Below are 19,796 nucleotides of genomic sequence, written 5' to 3' on the forward strand. Positions count from 1 at the left end.
AGTCCTCCGGTCGCGTCGGCCAGGGCAAAGGAAGCGGCGGATTCAGTCATGTCCCGAGCCTAGTGGCAGCCTGTGACACCCGGAAGCGGTTCAGCCCGCAGGTGACGCGGCGGAGGAATCTTCGGGTTGTTTCTGCCAGGGCCAGCGGCCGGTGATTTCAAGTTCTAGCGAAAAGCTCAGGAAGGTCCGGATCAGGACGATGATGGCGAGCACACCCACACTTTCATAGGTGGGTGCGACGGCTACGGTTCGAATGATGTCGGCCGCCACGAGCAGCTCCAGCCCGAGCAGGATGGAGCGGCCCAGCAGTTGCCGGTAGGAGCGGTAGACGGAGAGCGGTTCGGCGCCCGCAGGCTGGCCGCGCGGCCGGAATCCACGGAGCGCCATCGGGATGGACACAACGGCGCCAATCACCATGACGGCCACGCCGGCGACGTCCATGTAGCGGCCGGCAGCTTCGATAATCTCCGGAAGTTCCATCGTTCCCCTCACTCGACTGCTGGCTGGCGGCTTGGACGGGACGCCTTAGGGGTACCGTACGCCCAGGCCGGCGAGTATGTCCCGGTAGCCCTCGCGGAAAGTCGGGTACCGGAACTCGAATCCAGTGCTCCGCAACAGCGCATTGCTGCAACGTTTGTTTCCGCCGCGCGACGGCTCGCCGCCGGTCCGCGCACCGCCGCCCTGCGCGTTGCCGCTCGGCTCGCCGCCGCCGCTCTGCGCGTTGCCGCCGCCTTCAGTCGTGCCCGACGGCGGCTGGGGAAGTCCCAGCTCGGCGGCCAGGAAGCTCAGCACCTCGCCCAGCTCGGCGGGCTCGTTGTCCACACCGAGGTATACCGGTCCCGGGACGGGCTCCATGGTGCACAGGTGGACGATCGCGGCCGCGGCGTCGTCGCGGTGGATGCGGTTGGTAAAGCGTGACTCGGCCGGAATGACCGCGGACCCGCCGCGGACCTGGTCAATGAGCCGGGTCCGCCCGGGACCATAGATTCCGCCGAGCCGCAGCACCACCGGAGTGATTCCGGTCCCGCTCAGCCGGGTGGCGAGGAGATCCTCGGCCTCGCGGATGGTCCGGCCCGAGAACCCGCCGGGTGATGGCGTCGTGGTTTCATCAATCCAGTCCCCGCCGGCATCGCCGTAAACGGCGGTGGAGGAGACGAAGAGCACCCGCCGGACCGGGGCGGCGGAGTCCAGCACGGCGTCCAGCACGTTGGAGAGCCCGTTCACGTACGCCGCCCGGTAGGCGGCCTCGGTGGGGGAGTCCGCCGCAATAGCGACGACGACGGCGGTGGTGTCCGCCGGGATGGGCGGCAGTTTCCCGGCGCTCAGGTCAGCCGCGGCACCCTCGATGGCGGCCGGAAGTTTCTCCGGCGAACGCCGCCAGCCGACCACCCGGTGGCCGGCCGCGGCGAACCGCAGCCCCGCCTCGGTGCCCAGATCGCCGCAACCGGCCATAAGTACAGTCATGCTGGCCAGTCTGCCAGTTTTCGGCGGTCACGGCCGCCGAATCCGGTTAGCGCGCCGGGATCGGGAAGAAGACCCGCGGATCCTGCAGCAGTGCCGGGTAGTCAAAGTCCGAGCGGTTCAGGATCTCGTCGACCTTGAAGTTGCGCGCGAAGCGGCCCTCCACGGTAATCGGACGGCCCAGGACCTTGCCCACGGCGAAGGACGCACCGCCGTCGAACGGGATGGCGACGGTCGAGTTGCCCGGAAGGGTGTTGAACGCTTCCTCCTGCTGCTGGCGCTTCCGGGTGGGCTTCTTCACGAGCTGCTTCGGCGGGAGCTTGCGCTGCTTCGCGGGGCGGCGGGCACCGGAATCGGCGTACACGAACTGGTATTCGTCGTCGCCCGCGGCGGCGGCCTTCGCCTTGCCCACCAGCGGCAGGCTGACGGTGTCCAGCTTTTCCGGCTCGGTGTCATCGAGCGGCAGGCGCAGAACCCACATGCGGTCGCCCGCGGGATCCTCCGGCACCAGCTCAAGCCGGGGCTCGGGCCAGACGTATTCCAGGTCGGGCTCGGTATCCGGGAACAGCTCCGTGTAGAACCGCGGGTCCTTGGCGATCAGCCGGGAGCGGTGGCTCAGGTGCAGTTCGGGGGCTCCAAGCCACGGCGGCATGGGGATTTTCGCGGCGTAGTCAGGGTGCGCGGCCTGCGGGGCGAATTCCATGATCTTCTCGCGGGTGGTGTCCTCGCCGCCGCGGGCCGTCCATTCGTCGACCACGGTCAGGCCGTAGAGGGTCAGTGCGGGAACGTACCCCATCCACATCCGGATGGCCGGGTGCGACTGCCAGCCGTACTCCGGAATCACCAGCGCACGCAGGGTCTGCAGCGCTTCGACGCGCTGCTTGCCGAGCCGTGCGCGGTCCAAAGCCGCGGCGCTCTGCTGGAAATCGGGGAACGGGAGAAAAGTCTGCATCTCTCCAGTTTGAGGCCAAGAAGCCAATGCACCAATTGCGGGCGGCCGCGGGTGAGCGTGTTCACATTTTGGAATGGGACAGACAGCCAGATCGTCGGCGCGTAAACTAACACAAAACAGCCCCGCCCCACGGAAGACACGCGCCCATGTCGACGAATCAAGTACTTACACCTGCGGCGCCGCCTGCGCCTGTCCCGTTGCCCAAATACGGACAATTGTTGAGTCCCGACGCGAACGGCATTCTAGTCCTGGAGGAGTTCACGATCGACCCGGCAGCCGCCCGCAAGGAGCAGAACGGGTTCCGGACGGCAATGGCCTCCGTGGCGCTGACCATGCGGCGTCTGCTCGCGCTCCGGCTGTTCATTGCGTTCGTGGCGATCGGCAACCTTCCCCTGTTCCTGCTCTCCAGCGGCTGGGAGATCTACGTCGTCTCGCTGACCCTGGTGGTGGCGGTCCATGCTGCGGTGTCCTGGCTGAACCGTCACGAGCCGAAGATCCGCCAGCGGCGGATGCTGGAACTGCACCTTAATCGGGAAAAAAGCGACAACTACCGGAAAGTCCGCGACGCCGTGAAGTATGTCATCGATGCCCCGGGCCGGATGAACGAGAACCTCTACCTCGAACTGCTCGCCGCCAAGCGGGTGGCGCTGCATCTCGCCATGGGGACCGTGGCCCTGCTGGACACCAGCGACGACACCGCGTGGAAAGTGCGGATCGTCCGCGAGATTCCGCAGGCCGCCTGAGTGCAAACCGCCTGAGTGCAGGCCGCCTGAGTCTGGCCGGTTGACGCCCCGGCCGCCACAGCCAAGGCAGAACATACAAAAGAACGAACACAAGAAGACAGCACGACGCCGGAGGGTCCCCCTGGGGGAACGCTCCGGCGTCGTGGGTTAAGCGCTGCTGTCAGTCGGCCAGGAACCGGCCGGACTCAGCTTAGGCGGGAAGCTGCAGCACCTGTCCCGGGAACACCACGTCAGGATCGCTGATGGTGGCCGCGTTGGCGTCGGCCAGCAACTGCCAGCCGCCGGCGATGTTGAGCTTCTTGGCGATCTTGTCCAGAGTGTCACCCTTCTGGATCGTGTAGCTCTCGCCGCTCAGGGGAACTTCCGCCACGTGGCGCGCTGCCGGGGTGGCTGCCTTCGGCGCGGCGGCCTTGGGTGCTGCAGCCTTCGGTGCCACGGCCTTGGCGGGCGCCTTGGCTGCCGGAGCGGGAACGGCGGCGGGCGCCTGAGTCACGGGTACGCTCTGCGGAGCGACGGCGCCGCCGGTCAGGCCCAGCTTGGCGGCGCAGGACGGCCAGGCTCCCCAGCCCTGTCCGGCCTGTACGCGTTCGGCGACGGCGATCTGCTGCTCACGGCTGGCGTTGGCCGCAGACCCGGTGCCGCCGTAGGCCGCCCAGGTGCTGGGGCTGAACTGCAGCCCGCCCGCGTAGCCGTTACCGGTGTTGATGCCCCAGTTGCCGCTGCTTTCGCACTGGGCCAGGGAATCCCAGACGGAACTGGCGGTGGCGGTGGGGACAGCTGCGTTCGCTGCCGAGGCGGACAGTGCTACGCCGGCGATGGAAACGGCGGCGAGAGTGGCGCCGCGGCGCGCGACAGTGCTGTACGTGGATTTCTTCATGGGGGTGATGCTCCTGAGGGCCACCGGTGCTCGGTCCGTCCCCGGACGTTATCGCACTACTGCCCGCCCCTGACAATAGAGGTCGTTGCGGTGTCTACCGGTCGGGCAGTATGTGGTGGTGGTAGCACCGGGCATTCATGCCCGGCGTCCGGGCATGCCCACTAGGCTAATTCAGACTCCCGCCGTTATCAAGCCGTTATGCCGCCGAGCACCGTTGCCAGGTACGGCGCCGTCCGGCTTTTTTTGGACCGGGCGACGGCGGCGGGCGTGCCCACCGCAATGATCTTGCCGCCGGCGTCCCCGCCGGCCGGGCCAAGATCGATCACCCAGTCGGCGGCCGCCACCACGTCCATCTCGTGCTCCACGACGATCACTGTGTTGCCGGCGTCGACCAGCCGGTGCAGCTGCGCCATGAGGAGTTCGACGTCGGCCGGGTGCAGCCCCGTGGTGGGCTCGTCCAGCAGGTACAGCGAGTGTCCGCGCTGGGCGCGCTGCAGCTCGGTGGCGAGCTTGATGCGCTGGGCTTCGCCGCCGGAGAGCTCGGTGGCGGGCTGGCCGAGCCGGAGGTAGCCCAGTCCCACCTCGCGGAGGGTCTGCAGGCTGCGCGCGGCGGCGGGGACAGCGTCCAGGAACTCCGCGGCGGCGTTGACCGTCATGCCAAGGACCTCTGCCACGTTCTTGCCGCGGTAGGTGACCTCGAGGGTTTCCGGGTTGTAGCGGGAGCCGTGGCATTCCGGGCAGGGGCCGTAGCTGCCGGGCAGGAACAGCAGTTCAACGGCGACGAAGCCCTCGCCCTGGCAGGTCTCGCAGCGGCCGCCGGCGACGTTGAAGGAGAAGCGGCCGGCGCCGAAACCGCGGGCCCGGGCCTCCTCGGTGGCAGCGAACTCCTTGCGGACCGCGTCAAAGAGGCCCGTGTACGTGGCGAGGTTGGAGCGCGGGGTGCGGCCGATCGGCTTCTGGTCCACCTTGACGAGGCGGTCCAGCTGGTCCAGTCCGGAGACCGGGCCGACGCTGAGCGGCCCGGCGGACTCGGCGTCCGCGGACTCCAGGTCCTCGGTGGCCTTCGCGGCGGCGTCCGCCTCCGGATGCAGCCGGGCGCCGACCACCTCGGCGAGGACCTGGCTGACCAGGGTCGACTTGCCGGAGCCCGAGACGCCGGTGACCGCGGTCAGCACCCCGAGCGGGAAGTCGGCGTCGAGGGCGCGCAGGTTGTGGCGGGTGATGTCGCGCAGCTCCAGCCAGCCGGCGGCGTCCCGGCGGGCAGCGTCCCGCGATACGCCAGCGGCGGGGGAGCCGCCGTCGTCCGCTGTTTTCGACTTGTCCGCTTTCCCGGTGCCGTCGACCGGACCCGACCCGTTGGGGAACAGGAACGGCCGGGTCACGGACGACTCCACTTCGGCGAGCCCGGCGACGGGCCCGCTGTAGAGCACTTCGCCGCCGCCCTCGCCGGCGTGCGGCCCGACGTCGACGAGCCAGTCCGCGCGGCGGACGATGTCCATGTTGTGCTCCACCACAAACACCGAGTTGCCGGAGGACTTGAGCTGGTCCAGGACCGCGAGGAGGGGCTCGGCGTCGGCCGGGTGCAGGCCGGCGGAGGGCTCGTCGAGCACGTAGATCACGCCGAAGAGGCCGGAGCGCAGCTGCGTGGCGATCCGGAGCCGCTGCATTTCGCCGGGGGAGAGCGTGGGGGTGGAGCGGCCCAGCGCGAGGTAGCCCAGGCCGAGGTCCAGCAGCACGGTGACGCGTTGGAGCAGGTCCCGGGTGATGGCGACCGCCACCTCATTTGACTCACCGGAGCTCTGCTTGCGCGAGGCGGTCCCGGCCTCCGTGAGTTCGGTGGTGGGGCGGATGATCCCGGCCAGCTCGCTCATGGGCACGGCGTTGAGCTCGGCGATGGTGCGGCCGGCGAACGTCACGGCCAGAGCGGCCGGGGTCAGTCCGGCGCCGCCGCAGACCGGGCAGGGGCCGGTTTCCATAAAGCGCAGCACGCGGTCCCGCATCGTGGTGCTCTTGGAGTCGGCGAGGGTGTGCAGCACGTAGCTCTTGGCACTCCAGAAGCGGCCCTTGTAGGGCTTCGCGACCCGGTCGCGCTGGGGCGTCACCTCCACCACGGGCTGTTCCTCGGTGAAGAGGATCCAGTCGCGGTCCTTTTTGGGAAGCTTCCGCCAGGGGGTGTCGACGTCGTAGCCCACGTGCGTGAGGATGTCGCGGAGGTTCTTGCCCTGCCAGGCGCCCGGCCAGGCGGCGATCGCGCCGTCGCGGACGCTCAGTGAGGTGTCCGGGACCAGCGAAGACTCGGTGACCGTGTGCGCGATGCCGAGGCCGTGGCACTCCGGGCAGGCGCCGGCGGCGGTGTTTGGGGAGAACGCGTCCGAATCGAGCTGGCTGGCGCCGTCCGGGTAGCTGCCGGCGCGGGAGAAGAGCATCCGCAGCGAATTGGAGAGCGTGGTGACCGTGCCCACCGTGGACCGGGAGCTGGGTGTCCCGCGGCGCTGCTGGAGGGCGACGGCGGGCGGCAGCCCCGAGATCATTTCCACCTTGGGGTTGTGGCCCTGCTGGATCAGCCGCCGGGCGTAGGGCGCCACGGACTCGAAGTAGCGGCGCTGGGCCTCGGCGTAGATGGTCCCGAAGGCCAGCGAGGACTTGCCGGAGCCGGAAACCCCGGTGAACGCGACGATCGCGTCGCGCGGCACGTCCACGTCCACGTTCCGCAGGTTGTTCTCCCGGGCACCGCGCACCCGGACAAAGCCGTCCGCGGGACGGTCGGCGCCCAGCCCCTCCAGGGCCGGGACGGAAAGATCGGAAGCATGCTGAGCAGTGTGCATCCAATCGACTCTATCCGTCTCTGCTGCCCGCAGGCATATCCTTACCGAATGGAAACTAACGACGGCGTCGCTGCCACCGGGGACGCTGCAGCGGACAGCCCGGTACCTCCCGCCCCCGAGAGTCCCGCCTTCGCCGAGGTTCCCGAGGAGGTTCACGGCCCGCTCCCGGTCGCTGAGCTCCATCTGCACATCGAGGGAACCCTCGAGCCCGGGCTGATCTTCGCCCTGGCGGAACGCAACGGCATCCAGCTGCCGTACGCGGACCTGGACGAGCTGCGCTCCCGCTATGAATTCACGGACCTGCAGTCGTTCCTGGACCTCTACTACGCCAATATGGCGGTACTGCGGACCGAGCAGGACTTCGCGGACATGACCCGGGCGTACCTGGCCCGGGCTGCGCTCGCCGGCGTCCGGCATGCCGAGATCATGCTCGATCCGCAGGCGCACCTGTCCCGCGGGGTGGCCCTGGAGACCTGCGTGAACGGTGTGGCGTCCGTGCTGGCCGTGTCGGAGGAGGAGTTCGGGATCTCCACCCTGCTCATCGCCGCGTTCCTGCGCGACCTGACCGAGGACGCCGCCCTGGAGGTGCTGGAGAAGCTGCTCGCCATGAACGCGCCGATCTCCGGGATCGGGCTGGACTCCGCCGAGGTGGGGAACCCGCCGGCCAAATTCGAACGGCTCTTCGCCCGGGCCAAGGACGCCGGGCTGCGCCGGACCGCGCACGCCGGCGAGGAGGGCCCGCCGTCGTACATCATCGATGCGCTGGACCTCCTGGACGTCGAACGGATCGACCACGGAATCCGCTGCATGGAGGACCCGGACCTGGTGGAACGGCTGGTGCAGGAGCTCACGCCGTTGACCGTGTGCCCGCTGTCCAACGTCCGGCTCCGCGCCGTGGACACCCTGGCGGAGCACCCGCTGCCGGCCATGCTCGCCGCGGGGCTGAACGTGAGCGTGAACTCGGATGACCCGGCGTATTTCGGCGGGTACGTGGACGACAACTTCGCGCAGCTGAAATCCGTGATCGGGCTGTCCGAGTTCGACTGCGTCCGGATGGCGGCCAACTCGATCCGTTCCTCCTTCGCGAGCGAGGAACGCAAGACCGAACTGTTGGCCGAACTGGCCGCCTCCGGGCACTAACCCCCCCGTTGCCCTATCACTCCTGGTTGCTAAAACCGGCGGATGGGAACCAAAACTGACAGGGCAATATGGGGTTCCTCACGGGCTTTCCGGTGATGGCGCCGCTGCCGCTGGAGGTGCGGGGCCTGAGAAGAGGCCGATCAGTCCGTCGATTTCCCAGTTCGCCGTGGCGGGGTGACGGAAGTGCTGGTGGGGTTCAATGGCGTAGCGGGTTCGCCGTCCGGCCCGGACGCGGTGAAGGTAGCCTCCGTCTTCGAGATCCTTGAGGATCTGGAGGGTTGAGCGCGGGGTGATGCCCACCCTCGCGGCGATGTCGGTAATGCGAGCCTGGGGGTCGGCGGCCACTGCCAGCAGGACGTGCCCGTGGTTGGTGAGAAAGGTCCACGCCGGACGTGTGGGCGCCGGAGACGAAGGCGCTTCCGGGCTGTTCACCGGCCCCTTCTCCAGACCCGTCTCCGGGCCGGTTTGCGGGCCCTTTCCCGGGCCCTGCGGTGAGGCTGTCATGGTTGTTCCTTACTCATGTTCCGCCGACGACGCCGACGGAGCTTTCGTTGCGGAGCGCCGGCGCCACAGTGGTTCCAGCGCGGCGAGCTCCTCGGCTGAGGCGCTCCCGAACGGCGAGTGCGCCGGTGCCGCGGGAGCTTTGCGGCCCTGTCCGCGGGTTGCCCAGAGGCTGGCGCCGATGGACACCCCGAGGATCGTGGCGATGACGGCCAGGGATAGCGGGGTGGGGATATAGTAGATGTCGATCTTGAGGAGCATTTTGATGCCAACCCAGATCAGGACGAGCGCGAGTCCGATCTTGAGGTAGATGAAGCGGTGGATCAGGTCAGCGAGCAGGAAGTACATGGCCCGCAGGCCCAGGATGGCGAAGGCGTTGGCCGTGAAGACCAGGAACACTTCGTCGGTGACGGCGAAGATCGCGGGGATCGAGTCCACGGCGAAGATGATGTCGGTGACCTCGACGAGGACCAGGACGGCGAGCAGCGGGGTGGCCAGCACGGCGCCTTTCGTGCGGATCAGGAAGCGCTGGCCGTGGAAGTCGTCCGTCATGGGCACGTGCCGGCGGAAGAGTCTCAGGACCCGGGACTTCTCCGGGTCCAGGTGGTCGTTGCGGTGGCGGATCATCCGGTAGCCGGTGAGGAGCAGGAACGCCGCGAAGAGGTAGAGCACCCACCCGGCGCTGGCGATGATCGCGGAGCCCGCGGCGATGAAGATGCCCCGGAAGATCAGGGCGCCCACGACCCCGAAGAACAGCACCCGGTGCTGGTATTCGCGGGGTACCGCGAAGTACGTGAAGATGATCGCCCAGATGAACACGTTGTCCACCGCGAGGGATTTCTCGATCAGGTATCCGGCGAAGTATTGCTGGCCAAATTCGGCGCCGTAGATGTGCCAGACCAGGGCGCCGAAGCCCACTCCGCAGGCGACCCACACGCCGGACCACAATGCCGCTTCCCGGACACCGATGACGTGTGCCCTGCGGTGCGCGAACAAGTCCACGGCCAGCATCAGGACAATGACAGCTAGAACGGCCAACCAGGCCCAAAAAGGAACATTCATTACGGGGTACCCGCTTCCAGTCAGTTCAACCAACTGGAGGTCTTTCCCGGCCCCGGGGGGCCTGTCCCGCCGGGCCGCTCAGGGTCGGCCGTACTGACGACGGGACATTCAGGGGATACTCCCCTCCGTGAAAATAGTGAAGCATAGTTCACCTATCAGGGCAAGGGCGGCGGCCCGCCGACGTCGTCGAACTCGGCCGTCCGGGCATTGACGCTCCCATTGCCCTATCACTCCTGGGTGCCAACACCGGCGGATGGGAACCAAACCTGATAGGGCAAAGGGGGTACCGGCCGGCCTTGCCCGGATCACCCCCGGCGGAGGATGCACCGGGCGCCGGTGCCCGGCAGAGTGCTGCTTATGACGACGACCGGACAACGCCGGAGCGGCTGGCTGCGCCAGCTGATGCCAGGGCTCGACGTCGCCGCGGCGTACCAGAAGAGCTGGTTCGGCAAGGACATCGTCGCCGGCATCGTCCTGGCGACGCTGCTGGTTCCGCAGGGCATGGCCTACGCGGAGCTGGCCGGGCTGCCGCCGATCACCGGGCTGTACACCACCGTGCTTTGCCTGCTCGCCTATGCGGTCTTCGGTCCGTCCCGCATCCTCGTGCTGGGGCCGGACTCCTCGCTCGGCCCGATGATCGCCGCTACGGTCCTGCCGCTCGTCGCGTCCGACGGCGACCCGCAGAAGGCGGTCGTCCTCGCGTCGATGCTCGCGCTGATGGTCGGCGTCATTATGGTCCTCGCGTCCGTCGCCAAGCTCGGTTTCATCGCGGACCTCATCTCCAAGCCGACCATGATCGGCTACATGAACGGCCTCGCGATCACCATCCTGGTCGGGCAGCTCCCGAAGCTCTTCGGGTTCTCGGTGAGCGGGGAGGGCTTCATCGGGGACCTCGTAGGCTTCATCCAGGGCCTGGCCGCGGGCGAGGCGGTGGTGGCCGCGGCCGCCGTCGGAATCAGCGGGATCGTGCTGATCCTGGCGCTGCAACGGTGGCTGCCCAAGGTCCCGTCGGTGCTGGTCATGGTGGTGCTCGCGATCGCGGCGACCTCGCTCTTCGGCCTCGCCGACCGGGGCGTTTCACTGGTCGGGGTGCTGCCGCAGGGCTTCCCGCCGTTCACCATCCCCACCCTCGACTTCTCGGACTTTGCCCTGATGTTCGCCGGCGCCCTCGGTATTGCCCTGGTGTCGTTGACGGACACGATCTCGACGGCGTCGGCGTTCGCCGCACGCTCCGGTGAGGAAATCCGCGGCAACCAGGAAATGATCGGCATCGGTGCGGCGAACCTCGCAGCGGGCCTGTTCCAGGGCTTCCCGGTGAGCACCAGCGGCTCCCGGACTGCGGTTGCGGAACGTGCCGGTTCGAAGACCCAGCTCACCGGCGTGACCGGGGCCGTGCTGATCCTCCTCATGCTGGTGCTGCTGCCGGGACTATTCCGGAACCTGCCCCAGCCGGCGCTGGCGGCTATCGTGATCACGGCATCACTATCCCTGGCCGACATCCCGGGCACCATCCGGCTCTGGCACCAGCGCAGGACCGAGTTCAGCCTCTCGCTCGCGGCCTTCCTCGGCGTCACTCTGCTGGGGGTCCTGCCCGGCATCGGCATCGCCGTCGGCCTGTCCGTCCTCAACATCTTCCGCCGGGCCTGGTGGCCCTACGAGACGGTGATCGGGCGGGTGCCGGGAGTTGAGGGCTTCCACGATGTGCATTTCCACCCGGACGCGCAGCACCTGCCCGGCCTGGTGATCTACCGCTTCGACGCGCCGTTGTTCTTCGCCAACGTCAGGCCGTTCCGCGAGAACATCCGGCGGCTGGCCCGCACCGAACCCAAACCGCGCTGGATCGTCATCGCGGCCGAACCGATCACCGACGTCGACACCACCGCCTCGGACGTGCTGCTCGAGCTGGATCAGGAGCTGAACGCGCAGGGCACCTCGCTCGTGTTTGCGGAGCTCAAGCACGGGGTCCGGGTGAAGATCGAACGCTATGAACTGACCAGCCAAATCGACCCGCGCCACTTCTATCGCACCGTCGACGCCGCCGTGGCCGCGTACATGGCCGAGACCGGGGCCGAATGGAGCACGGGAGACTGAATGCCTCGCGTTGCTTTGGTGCCGGCGGGAGCTACTTTGGGGTGACGGCCCGCGTGAACATGCGCCGCAGCAGAGTGGCGGTGAGCCAGGTGACGGCGCTGCAGACCGCGACGCCCCAGGCGATGTCGGTCAGCGCCACCACGGCGGGGAAGTCCTTGAGGACCGCGAGCGCGGTCAGTGCCCAGGTGGCGTAGGTGAAGAAGCCGAACAGAGCGGCTCCCGTCACCCGCTGGCGCAGCGTGGCGTTCGGATCGTTGGGCCGGATGCCATAGTGCACGATCCCCACGACGTAGATCAGGTAGAAGGCGACGGCGCCGGCGAGGTTGACGCTGGGCGCCAGCAGGTCGCCGATCTGGCTTTCGTACTGGCTGTTGGCCACGGTGCCGATCCAGACGACGTCGACGACGGCGAAGATCACAGCGGCGACCGCGAAGGACAGCAGCCACCTCTTGACGTGGGTGCTCATGCCTGGCTCCTTTGGTCCGCGTAGAGGTTGTCGACGATATGGCGCGCGCGTTCGGTGAAGGCGCCGCGCTTGAGTTTCATGGTGGGGGTCACGAAGCCGTTGGCCTCACTGAGATCGGCGAGCAGCAGCACAAACCGCCGCACCTGTTCGGAGCCTGCGATCTTCGCGTTGGCGGCGTTGACCGCCTTGCCGATTGCGGTGAGGAGCCGCGCGTCGTCAATCTGGACGGCGCCGCCGTCGTCCGGGATTCGCAGTCCGGCCAGATCGGCGATGCCCTCGCGTTCCGCCCAGGCCGCGACGGACTCCGGGTCCAGCAGCACGAGCCCGCCCAGGTAGGGCTTTCCCTCTCCGACCATCACGGCGTGCGCCACGAGGGGGTCGCCCTCCACGTAGCCTTCCCAGATGGCGGGGGAGACGGTCTTGCCGCCGGCGGTGACGATGACGTCCTTGATCCGGCCCTTGAGGGTGAGCCGGCCCAGCTCATCGAGCTCGCCCAGGTCGCCGGTGCGGAAGAACCCGTCCGTGAACGCGTCCGTGTTGTCGGCGGGCCTGCGGTAGCCGGCGAACACGCCGACGCCGCGGGCGAGCACCTCGCCGCGGTCCGAGAGGCGCACTGTTGTTCCCGGCATCGGGACACCCACCGACCCGGCCTTGATCGATCCGGGCATGTTCCCGGTCAGCGGGGCGGTGGTTTCGGTGAGGCCGTAGCCCTCGATGACCGGCAGGCCCAGGCCGCGGAAGAAGAGGGACAGCTCGGCGTCCAGCGCTGCGGCACCGGAGAGCAGGTAATCGAGGCGCCCGCCCACCAGCTTCCGGAGCCGGGCGTAGAAGAGGCGGTCGAACAGCGCATGCCGGACCCGCAGGCCCAGCGCGGCCCGGGCGGCCGGGTCGGCGTCGCGGGCTTCGGCGAACCGGCCCCACGCGACGGCGGTGCGCTGCGCTGACGCCCACACCGGCCCGAGGTGTTTTTTCGTCGCGGCGGCCGCGGCGGAGGCCTGGATCTTCTGCAGCACGCGGGGGACCACCACGAGGAAGGTGGGCTTGAGGGCCCCGAGGGCGGGTACGACGTCCCGGGGGTCGGACAGGTGCGCGATGCGCATGCCGTTGGCCAGACAGGTCAGCTGCAGTCCGCGGGCCAGCACATGGGCCATCGGCAGGAAGATGATGGTGTTGCCGCCCTCGCGGACCACCTCCGTGTAGGCGGCGGCCACGTTCAGCACCTGCCCGACGAAGTTGCCATGGGTGATGAGGGCGCCCTTGGGCGCGGCGGTGGTGCCGGAGGTGTAGACGATGGTCGCCACCGAGCCGAGATCTGCCAGCAGGCGCCGTTCCTCGACCGCGCTGTCGGGAATTGCAGCGCCACGGAGTACGAGGTCATCCAGGTCCCCACCGGGGCGGGCGTCCATCGTCCAGATCCCCAGGCGCGGCGTCCCGGCCTGCTCGAAGCCCTGTTCGAGGAGGAGGGCATGCTCAGCCGTGCCGGCGATCGCGAGGCGCACGTCGGCGTCGGAGAGGATCGCGGTCACCTGGGGAGCGGCCGACGTCTCGTAGATCGGGACGACGACGGCGCCGGCGAACCACGCTGCCATGTCAGCCAGCGCCCACTCGTACCGGGTGGGGGACATGATGGCGAGTGATTCTCCGGGCTGCAGGCCGGCCGCGATGATGCCCTTGGCCAGGGCGCGCACCTCGTCAACGAACTGCCGGGTGGTCACCTGGCGCCAGGGATCCGTGATCGCCGCGTCCGGTGCGCGTACCTCGAAGGCGACGTGGTCGGGGGAGGCCCGGAACCGCTGCATGAGCAGCTCGGTCGCGTTCCGGTGACCGGTTGCCTCGGCCAGCAGCGGGGTGGTGAACTCTTTCATCGGGCGTCCTTCTCCGAAAGTGTGTGCAGGTGGTCCTGCATCAGGTGCTGGGCGACGTCGAGGAAGTCGGCGACGACGGCCTGGTGGTCGGCGGGCAGGGCGTTGATGTGCTCGTTCGTGGCGGTCATAAGGGGCCGCATCAGGTTCATGATTTCAAGGTTGGCTGCCGGGGTGACGTTCACCTGGACCTGGCGGCGGTCCTCGGTGTTCCGGTGGCGGGCCATGTAACCGCGGGCCTCCATCCGGCTCACGATCGCGGTGGCGGTGGCCGGCGTGGCACCCAGGTCCTCGGCGAGTTTGCCCACCGTGACCGGTCCCGACTGGGCGAGCGCCGACAGGGCGCGGTAATCGGTGAGGTTGAGCCCGAGTCTCCGGGCGACTTCACGCTCTGTCTCGTTGGCGAGTGAGAACAGTCCCTGCAGGGCCAAGGCGGCCGGGTGGTACGACGACGCGGTCATGGTGCCTCCTCAGGTCCCGGCTTACGGTGCGAGCCAATCTTGTTCGATGAACTATTATTCAATCTTATTTGATCATCTACTAGGATTGCTAAAAACTGCTGATGCCGGCGGTACCTCGTGGGTCGTGCCGGCCGCGGCCGGCTCTGTGTGAAAGGAACTTCCTGATGAAGGATTCAGACCGCAAGGCGCTCATCGCCCTCCCCGTGGTGGTGCTGATCGGGGCGCTTGTCGCCGTGGCCGGCAGCCAGGGCGGCGCCACCCTGGGCGGGATCCCCGTTTTCGCGATGGCGGTCGGGGCCGCGTTCCTCATCCAGTGGCTGGCGTTCATCCCGTCCTTTATGGCCCAGACCGAGAAGTTCTACGACCTGACCGGCACCCTGACCTACACCGCCATCACCCTGCTGCTCATCGTGCTCACGCCGGGGGTTGACGCCCGCGCCCTGCTGCTGGCGGCCATGGTGCTCGCCTGGACACTGCGGCTGGGCACGTTCCTGTTCCGCCGCATCAGCAAGGCCGGCAAGGACGACCGCTTTGACGAGATCAAGCCCTCGTTTATCCGGTTCCTCAATGCGTGGACCATCCAGGGGCTCTGGGTCGTCTTCACGGCGGCTGCAGCGTGGGTGGCGATTACCTCGGCGACCAGGGTGGCGCTGGACTGGTTCGCGCTGGTCGGCTTCCTGGTGTGGGCCGTCGGTTTCGGCATCGAGATCGTGGCCGACAACCAGAAGGGCCGCTTCAACGCCGACCCCGCCAACAAGGGTAAATTCATCTCCACCGGGCTGTGGTCCAGGTCCCGCCACCCGAACTACTTCGGCGAGATCGTGCTCTGGATCGGTGTCGCGATCATCGCCGTCCCCGCGCTGCAGGGCTGGCAGTGGGTCGCCCTGATCTCCCCGGTGTTCGTCACCCTGCTGCTCACCAAGGTCAGCGGCGTGCCGCTCCTGGAGAAGAAGTCCGACAAGAAGTGGGGCGGCCAGGAAGATTACGAGGCCTACAAAAAGAACACCCCCGTCCTGATCCCCAAGCTCTAGCAGCACCCCCCAGGATCCAAACAACGCGGGGTCAGTTGCCGCCCATCCCGGGCCCCGGGATGGGCCGTAACTGACCCAGCGTTGTTCTTGTTACCCGCGAGTACCGGGCCCGCGCTGTTTTTGTTACTCGCGGGTACCACTGTCCGAGGCCCCTCGCGCCCGCCGCCATGGGGTGTAATAGTGGGTCACGACACACAGAGTTAACCGATCCGACTCGCGGAAACTCGATGATCCTTGGCAAAATGCAGGTGGATCAATTGCTTCTAAAGGAGACCCATGGGCGAGAACACTGCCGGAAACACCACCCGTCGACTGAAGGCCGTACTGGATGTACTGGCAGAGGGGGTGTGGACGGGCGAGCAGCTGAACGCCGGAGCGGTGCTGGGCGAGGCAATCGCACGCGTTCCGCTCAACGACTTCGAGCGCGAACTGCTCAGCGGCGGAATTCCCCGCGGCCACAAGACCCTGACCACCGCCACCGCGAAGCTGGTCAAGGCCGGCTGGCTCGTCAAGGGCCGTGCGGGCTGGACCATCACCGAGGACGGCCAGCGCGCCACCGTCGCGTTCGCTGACCCTGCCGCCTTCGCCGCAGCGCTCGACGCCGGAACTCCCGTTCCCGCCGACACCCCGCTGCCGTCGGCGCCCCCCGCCGGAACGCCGGTTCGGAGGGCCGCCGCTCCGACGACGGCTCCCAAGGCTGCCGCTCCCAAGGCTGCTCCGAAAACCACCAAGGTGGCAGAAAAAGTCGCCGGCAAGGCTGCCAAGCTGGTCGAAGAAGCCGTAGCCCCGGTCGCCAAGGCAGTCCGCAAGCGCAAGACCGCCGACAAGCCCGCCGAGGCGCCCGCAACGGCCCCGGCTGCTGCGGCACCCGCCGCCGGTTCGGCGGCTCCCACGGCATCTCCCGCGGCCGCGGCACTCGCCACGAGTGTGGAGACCATCGAGCAGCCGGAAGCCGTCGCCGTCGCGGGTGACTTCAACATCCTGCTGGGCGCCCCCGCCAACTGGGCTCCGCAGTACGACGAATCCCAGATGGAACTGGATCTTGTCGATCAGCTCTGGAAGCTCGCGGCGGATCTCCCGGCCGGCACGTACAGCTTCAAGATCGCACTCAACCGCTCCTGGGACGAGAACTTCGGTGCCTTCGGTGCCTTCGACGGCGCCAACCACGAGGTGCACCACTCCGGTGGCCAGCTGGTCATCCACTACGACCACCGGACCCGCGACATCATCCTGCCGTAGCCGGCGACACGCATTTCTGCTGCCGCTGCGCCAAGAACCCTTCGATGCCTGAATGCGGGCATCGGAGGGTTTTGCGCAGCGCGGAAGACCGAGCGCGTCGTCAACCGCCGACCGGCCTAGCATTGGATTATGGAAACCGTCGAGGTGGATGGGCTGCGGATCGCCTACCAGCGGGCCGGCCAGGGACCGCCGCTGGTCCTGTTCCACGGCGCCGGGGAGGACAGCCGGATCTGGCGCCCCCAGCTGGAGGGTCTCTCGGACGAGTTCACGGTGTACGCCTGGGATGCTCCCGGGTGCGGCCAGTCGGACGACCCCGACCCGGAGATGTCCGCCGCGGAGCTCGGGGCCATCACCGCCGGCTTCCTGCGCGCGGCCGTCCCCGCGAAGCCACACCTCCTTGGGCTGTCGTGGGGTTCCATGGTGGTCCTGGAGCTGTACCGCGAAGATCCCGGACTGCCCGCATCACTGGTGCTGGCCTCCGCCTACGCCGGCTGGGCGGGATCGCTGCCGCCCGAGGAAGTGGAGCGGCGCTACGCCCAGGTGGAGGCCGAGATCGGTCAGCCTCCGGAGAAGTTCATCGACGAGTGGCTGCCCACACTGTTCACGGACAAGGCTGATCCCGGCGTCGTGGCGGAAGCGAGCAGGATCATGGCAGACGTGCGCCCGGCCGGGATGCGGGCGCTGCTGTCCGCCAGCGGCCGGGCCGACTACCGGCCCGTGCTGCCCACCATCAGCATTCCCACGCTTCTGCTCTACGGCGCAGACGACCAGCGGTCCCCGCTGCACGTCGCCCACGAGCTGCACCGCCAGATTTCCGGTTCAAAACTCGCGGTGATTCCCGACGTCGGGCACCTGGCCCACCTGGAAGCACCCGACGCCTTCAACACGGCAGTGCGGACCTTCCTGCACGGCATTGCCGGTTGAGCCGCCCCTCCCGCGGCCTACTTAGAACCGCGTCGGGTCCGGCCGTGGTGGCGGGACCGGGCCGGGGACCGGCCCGGGGTCCGGAATCGGCAGCGGCCCCGGCGTCGGGAACGGCCCGGGGGCCGGTGAAGGACCGGGCTCCGGGATCGGCGCCGGGGGCGGCACCGGTCCGGGCTCGGGAAACGGTTCCCCGGGCTGCGGCTCGGGCGTGGTCGGCCCGGGTTCCGGCGGAAACGGCTCAGGTTCGTGCGGCGGTGGAATGGTCATGGCAGGCTCCCTCACTCGTGGTGGATGGTGTGTGCTGCGCCGGCGCGGAAGACCTTCAGCTCCCACGGCCGGAGATGAAGGCGGGGCACTGCCGCGCCGGCGGGGTAGTTGCTCAGGACCAGCTCCGCGCTGTCCCACACGACGGGAACGTCGGCGTCGTCGAGCGCCACCTCCTGGTCCTGGCCGGAGAAGTTGCCCAGCACCAGCAGTTTGGTCTCCGGCAGCGAACGGACGAAGGCGTAGACATGCTCGTCCCGCGGCAGCAGCATGGTGAAGTCCCCGTGGGACACCACGGGATCGCGATGCCGCAGCGCGATCACCGCCCGGTAGAAGCTGTACACCGAGTCCGGGTCGTCCACCTGCGCGGCGGCGTTGATGTGGTTGGCGTTCGGGTTCACCGCAATCCAGGGGGAGCCGGTGGTGAAGCCGGCGTGCCGCGAGGCGTCCCATTGGACCGGGGTGCGCGCGTTGTCGCGGTTCAGCGGCGCGAGCGCGGCGAGGACGTCGGCGTCGGTGTGGCCCAGGTGGGTCGTGGCCTCGCGGTGGTGGTTGAGGACCTCGATGTCCCGGTAGTCGCTGATCGCCCCGAAGGTCACGTTGGTCATGCCGAGTTCTTCGCCTTGGTAGACATACGGCGTGCCGCGGTGCAGGTGCAGGACGCCGGCGAGCATTTTGGCGGAGAGTTCGCGGTACTTGCCGTCGTCGCCGAAGCGCGAGACCGCCCGGGCCTGGTCGTGGTTGCCCCAGTAAAGGCTGTTCCAGCCGCGCTCCGCCAGGCCGGTCTGCCAGTGCCCCAGGGTCTTCTTGAGGTCCGTGAGCTTGAGTTTCTTGGGCCGCCACTTGTTGCCGTCCTCCTGGTCCAGGGCGACATGCTCGAACTGGAACACCATGTCCACCTCGGCGCGCTCCGGGTCGGTGAACAGGATGGCCTCCTCCACCGTGACGCCGGGCATCTCGCCGACGGTCAGCAGCGGGCCAGGGCGGCCGGCGAAGACCTCGCGGTGCATCTCCTGCAGGAATTCGTGGATCCGGGGCCCGCCGATGTAAAACGGGGTGCCGTCGCCGTAGAGCATCCCGGCGGCGATGGGGCCGTCCGGCAGGGCGGTGTCCTTGGAGATGAAGTTGATGACGTCCATCCGGAAGCCGTCCACCCCCCGGTCCAGCCACCAGTTCATCATCTCGTAGACCGCCGCCCGGACCTCCGGGTTCTCCCAGTTCAGGTCCGGCTGCTTCCTGGAGAAGATGTGGAGGTAGTACTCGCCGGTGGCCTGGTCGAACTCCCAGGCCGGGCCGGAGAACGCCGAGCCCCAGTTGTTCGGTGCCGCTCCCGGGCCGCCGGCGGAGCCGTCCGTGGACGTCTCCCGGGGCGGACGCCACCAGTACCAGTCGCGCTTGGGGTTGTCCTTCGAAGAGCGTGACTCCACGAACCAGGGGTGCTCGTCCGAGGTGTGGTTGACCACCAGGTCCATAACCAGCTTCATGCCCCGGGCGTGCAGCCCGTCCGTCAGCTCCCGCAGTTCCTCGAGCGTGCCGAAGATCGGGTCCACGTTACGGTAGTCGCTGATGTCGTACCCGTTGTCATCCTGCGGGGAGGTGTAGATCGGGGACAGCCAGACGACGTCGACGCCGAGCCGGTGCAGGTAGTCCAGCTTGCTGATGATGCCCCGGAGGTCCCCGATCCCGTCCCCGTTGGAATCGGCGAAGCTGCGCGGATAGATCTGATAGACGACGGCGCTCTGGAACCAATCGCGGGCAGGAACCTCAACGGATTCTTCAGTCGGCTGTTCTACCGTCATGGGGACTCCTCAGCTGGTCCGGCAGCCAGCACCGACGCTGGCTCACCAACGTCTGATTATTGAACAGTTCGCGCGGGCAGGGAAGACCCCGCCGGTGC

17 protein-coding genes are annotated in these 19,796 nt (G+C 68.2%); 6 read left to right on the forward strand and 11 right to left on the reverse strand.

Annotated features, from left to right (window positions below; genetic code table 11):
* Window positions 1–90: 90 nt before the first annotated feature.
* Genes AC06G6_RS04095 through AC06G6_RS04105 form a run of 3 tightly spaced genes read right to left on the reverse strand, consistent with a single transcriptional unit; the run spans window position 91 to window position 2,413 of the window.
* Window positions 91–480, reverse strand: a complete 390-nt coding sequence (locus tag AC06G6_RS04095; protein ID WP_479826596.1) for a DUF1622 domain-containing protein — start codon at window positions 478–480, stop codon at window positions 91–93.
* 45 nt (window positions 481–525) lie between these two features.
* The gene (locus AC06G6_RS04100) at window positions 526–1,464 is read right to left on the reverse strand and encodes an SDR family oxidoreductase (RefSeq protein WP_479826598.1); all 939 of its coding nucleotides are present in this window, start codon (window positions 1,462–1,464) and stop codon (window positions 526–528) included.
* A gap of 46 nt (window positions 1,465–1,510) precedes the next feature.
* Window positions 1,511–2,413 carry an MSMEG_6728 family protein gene (locus AC06G6_RS04105; RefSeq protein ID WP_479826600.1) on the reverse strand — a complete coding sequence of 301 codons (903 nt, stop codon included), beginning with the start codon at window positions 2,411–2,413 and terminating at the stop codon, window positions 1,511–1,513.
* A 215-nt stretch (window positions 2,414–2,628) separates the two neighbouring features.
* Here AC06G6_RS04105 and AC06G6_RS04110 point away from each other — a divergent pair, with 215 nt between their 5' ends.
* Entirely contained in the window at window positions 2,629–3,156 is a 528-nt protein-coding gene (locus tag AC06G6_RS04110) for a hypothetical protein (RefSeq protein WP_479826602.1), read from the forward strand.
* Window positions 3,157–3,346: 190 nt separating this feature from the next.
* Here the strand turns inward: AC06G6_RS04110 and AC06G6_RS04115 are convergent, their stop codons facing one another.
* Together AC06G6_RS04115 and AC06G6_RS04120 are read right to left on the reverse strand one after the other, a co-directional pair.
* Window positions 3,347–4,033 (reverse strand): transglycosylase family protein, encoded by a 687-nt coding sequence (locus AC06G6_RS04115; RefSeq protein ID WP_479826604.1) that lies wholly within the window; start codon window positions 4,031–4,033, stop codon window positions 3,347–3,349.
* Between the two features lie 188 nt (window positions 4,034–4,221).
* A complete protein-coding gene (locus tag AC06G6_RS04120) occupies window positions 4,222–6,858 on the reverse strand; it encodes an excinuclease ABC subunit UvrA (protein ID WP_479826606.1) in 2,637 nt (878 codons plus the stop codon).
* 48 nt (window positions 6,859–6,906) lie between these two features.
* Here AC06G6_RS04120 and AC06G6_RS04125 point away from each other — a divergent pair, with 48 nt between their 5' ends.
* Window positions 6,907–7,998 carry an adenosine deaminase gene (locus AC06G6_RS04125; RefSeq protein ID WP_479826608.1) on the forward strand — a complete coding sequence of 364 codons (1,092 nt, stop codon included), beginning with the start codon at window positions 6,907–6,909 and terminating at the stop codon, window positions 7,996–7,998.
* A 78-nt stretch (window positions 7,999–8,076) separates the two neighbouring features.
* Here AC06G6_RS04125 and AC06G6_RS04130 read toward each other — a convergent pair whose 3' ends face one another.
* Window positions 8,077–8,502, reverse strand: a complete 426-nt coding sequence (locus AC06G6_RS04130; protein WP_479826610.1) for a helix-turn-helix transcriptional regulator — start codon at window positions 8,500–8,502, stop codon at window positions 8,077–8,079.
* Between the two features lie 9 nt (window positions 8,503–8,511).
* Entirely contained in the window at window positions 8,512–9,561 is a 1,050-nt protein-coding gene (locus AC06G6_RS04135) for a TerC family protein (protein WP_479826613.1), read from the reverse strand.
* Window positions 9,562–9,918: 357 nt separating this feature from the next.
* Between AC06G6_RS04135 and AC06G6_RS04140 the strand changes: the two genes are divergently transcribed.
* Window positions 9,919–11,652, forward strand: coding sequence for a SulP family inorganic anion transporter (locus tag AC06G6_RS04140; protein ID WP_479826616.1), 1,734 nt, complete (start codon window positions 9,919–9,921; stop codon window positions 11,650–11,652).
* 31 nt (window positions 11,653–11,683) lie between these two features.
* Here AC06G6_RS04140 and AC06G6_RS04145 read toward each other — a convergent pair whose 3' ends face one another.
* From AC06G6_RS04145 to AC06G6_RS04155, 3 genes are read right to left on the reverse strand one after another with little or no spacing between them, the layout of a single operon-like run.
* On the reverse strand, window positions 11,684–12,118 hold the full coding sequence (locus AC06G6_RS04145; RefSeq protein ID WP_479826618.1) for a DUF2177 family protein: 435 nt from the start codon (window positions 12,116–12,118) through the stop codon (window positions 11,684–11,686).
* Window positions 12,115–13,983 (reverse strand): AMP-dependent synthetase/ligase, encoded by a 1,869-nt coding sequence (locus tag AC06G6_RS04150; RefSeq protein ID WP_479826620.1) that lies wholly within the window; start codon window positions 13,981–13,983, stop codon window positions 12,115–12,117. The genes AC06G6_RS04145 and AC06G6_RS04150 overlap by 4 nt, the downstream gene beginning before the upstream one ends.
* Window positions 13,980–14,441: a MarR family winged helix-turn-helix transcriptional regulator gene (locus AC06G6_RS04155; RefSeq protein WP_479826622.1), complete on the reverse strand. Its 462-nt coding sequence runs from the start codon at window positions 14,439–14,441 to the stop codon at window positions 13,980–13,982. Before AC06G6_RS04155 ends, AC06G6_RS04150 begins: the two co-directional genes overlap by 4 nt.
* Before the next feature lie 164 nt (window positions 14,442–14,605).
* Between AC06G6_RS04155 and AC06G6_RS04160 the strand changes: the two genes are divergently transcribed.
* The 3 genes from AC06G6_RS04160 (at window position 14,606) to AC06G6_RS04170 (ending at window position 17,635) form a co-directional block, all read left to right on the forward strand.
* The gene (locus AC06G6_RS04160) at window positions 14,606–15,472 is read left to right on the forward strand and encodes a DUF1295 domain-containing protein (RefSeq protein ID WP_479826624.1); all 867 of its coding nucleotides are present in this window, start codon (window positions 14,606–14,608) and stop codon (window positions 15,470–15,472) included.
* 276 nt (window positions 15,473–15,748) lie between these two features.
* On the forward strand, window positions 15,749–16,711 hold the full coding sequence (locus tag AC06G6_RS04165; RefSeq protein WP_479826626.1) for a pullulanase X25 domain-containing protein: 963 nt from the start codon (window positions 15,749–15,751) through the stop codon (window positions 16,709–16,711).
* Window positions 16,712–16,840: 129 nt separating this feature from the next.
* The gene (locus AC06G6_RS04170) at window positions 16,841–17,635 is read left to right on the forward strand and encodes an alpha/beta fold hydrolase (RefSeq protein WP_479826629.1); all 795 of its coding nucleotides are present in this window, start codon (window positions 16,841–16,843) and stop codon (window positions 17,633–17,635) included.
* 278 nt (window positions 17,636–17,913) lie between these two features.
* Here AC06G6_RS04170 and AC06G6_RS04175 read toward each other — a convergent pair whose 3' ends face one another.
* Window positions 17,914–19,698, reverse strand: coding sequence for a glycoside hydrolase family 13 protein (locus tag AC06G6_RS04175; RefSeq protein ID WP_479826631.1), 1,785 nt, complete (start codon window positions 19,696–19,698; stop codon window positions 17,914–17,916).
* Between the last annotated feature and the right edge of the window lie 98 nt (window positions 19,699–19,796).

This window comes from Arthrobacter sp. CJL-S3, assembly GCF_056711635.1.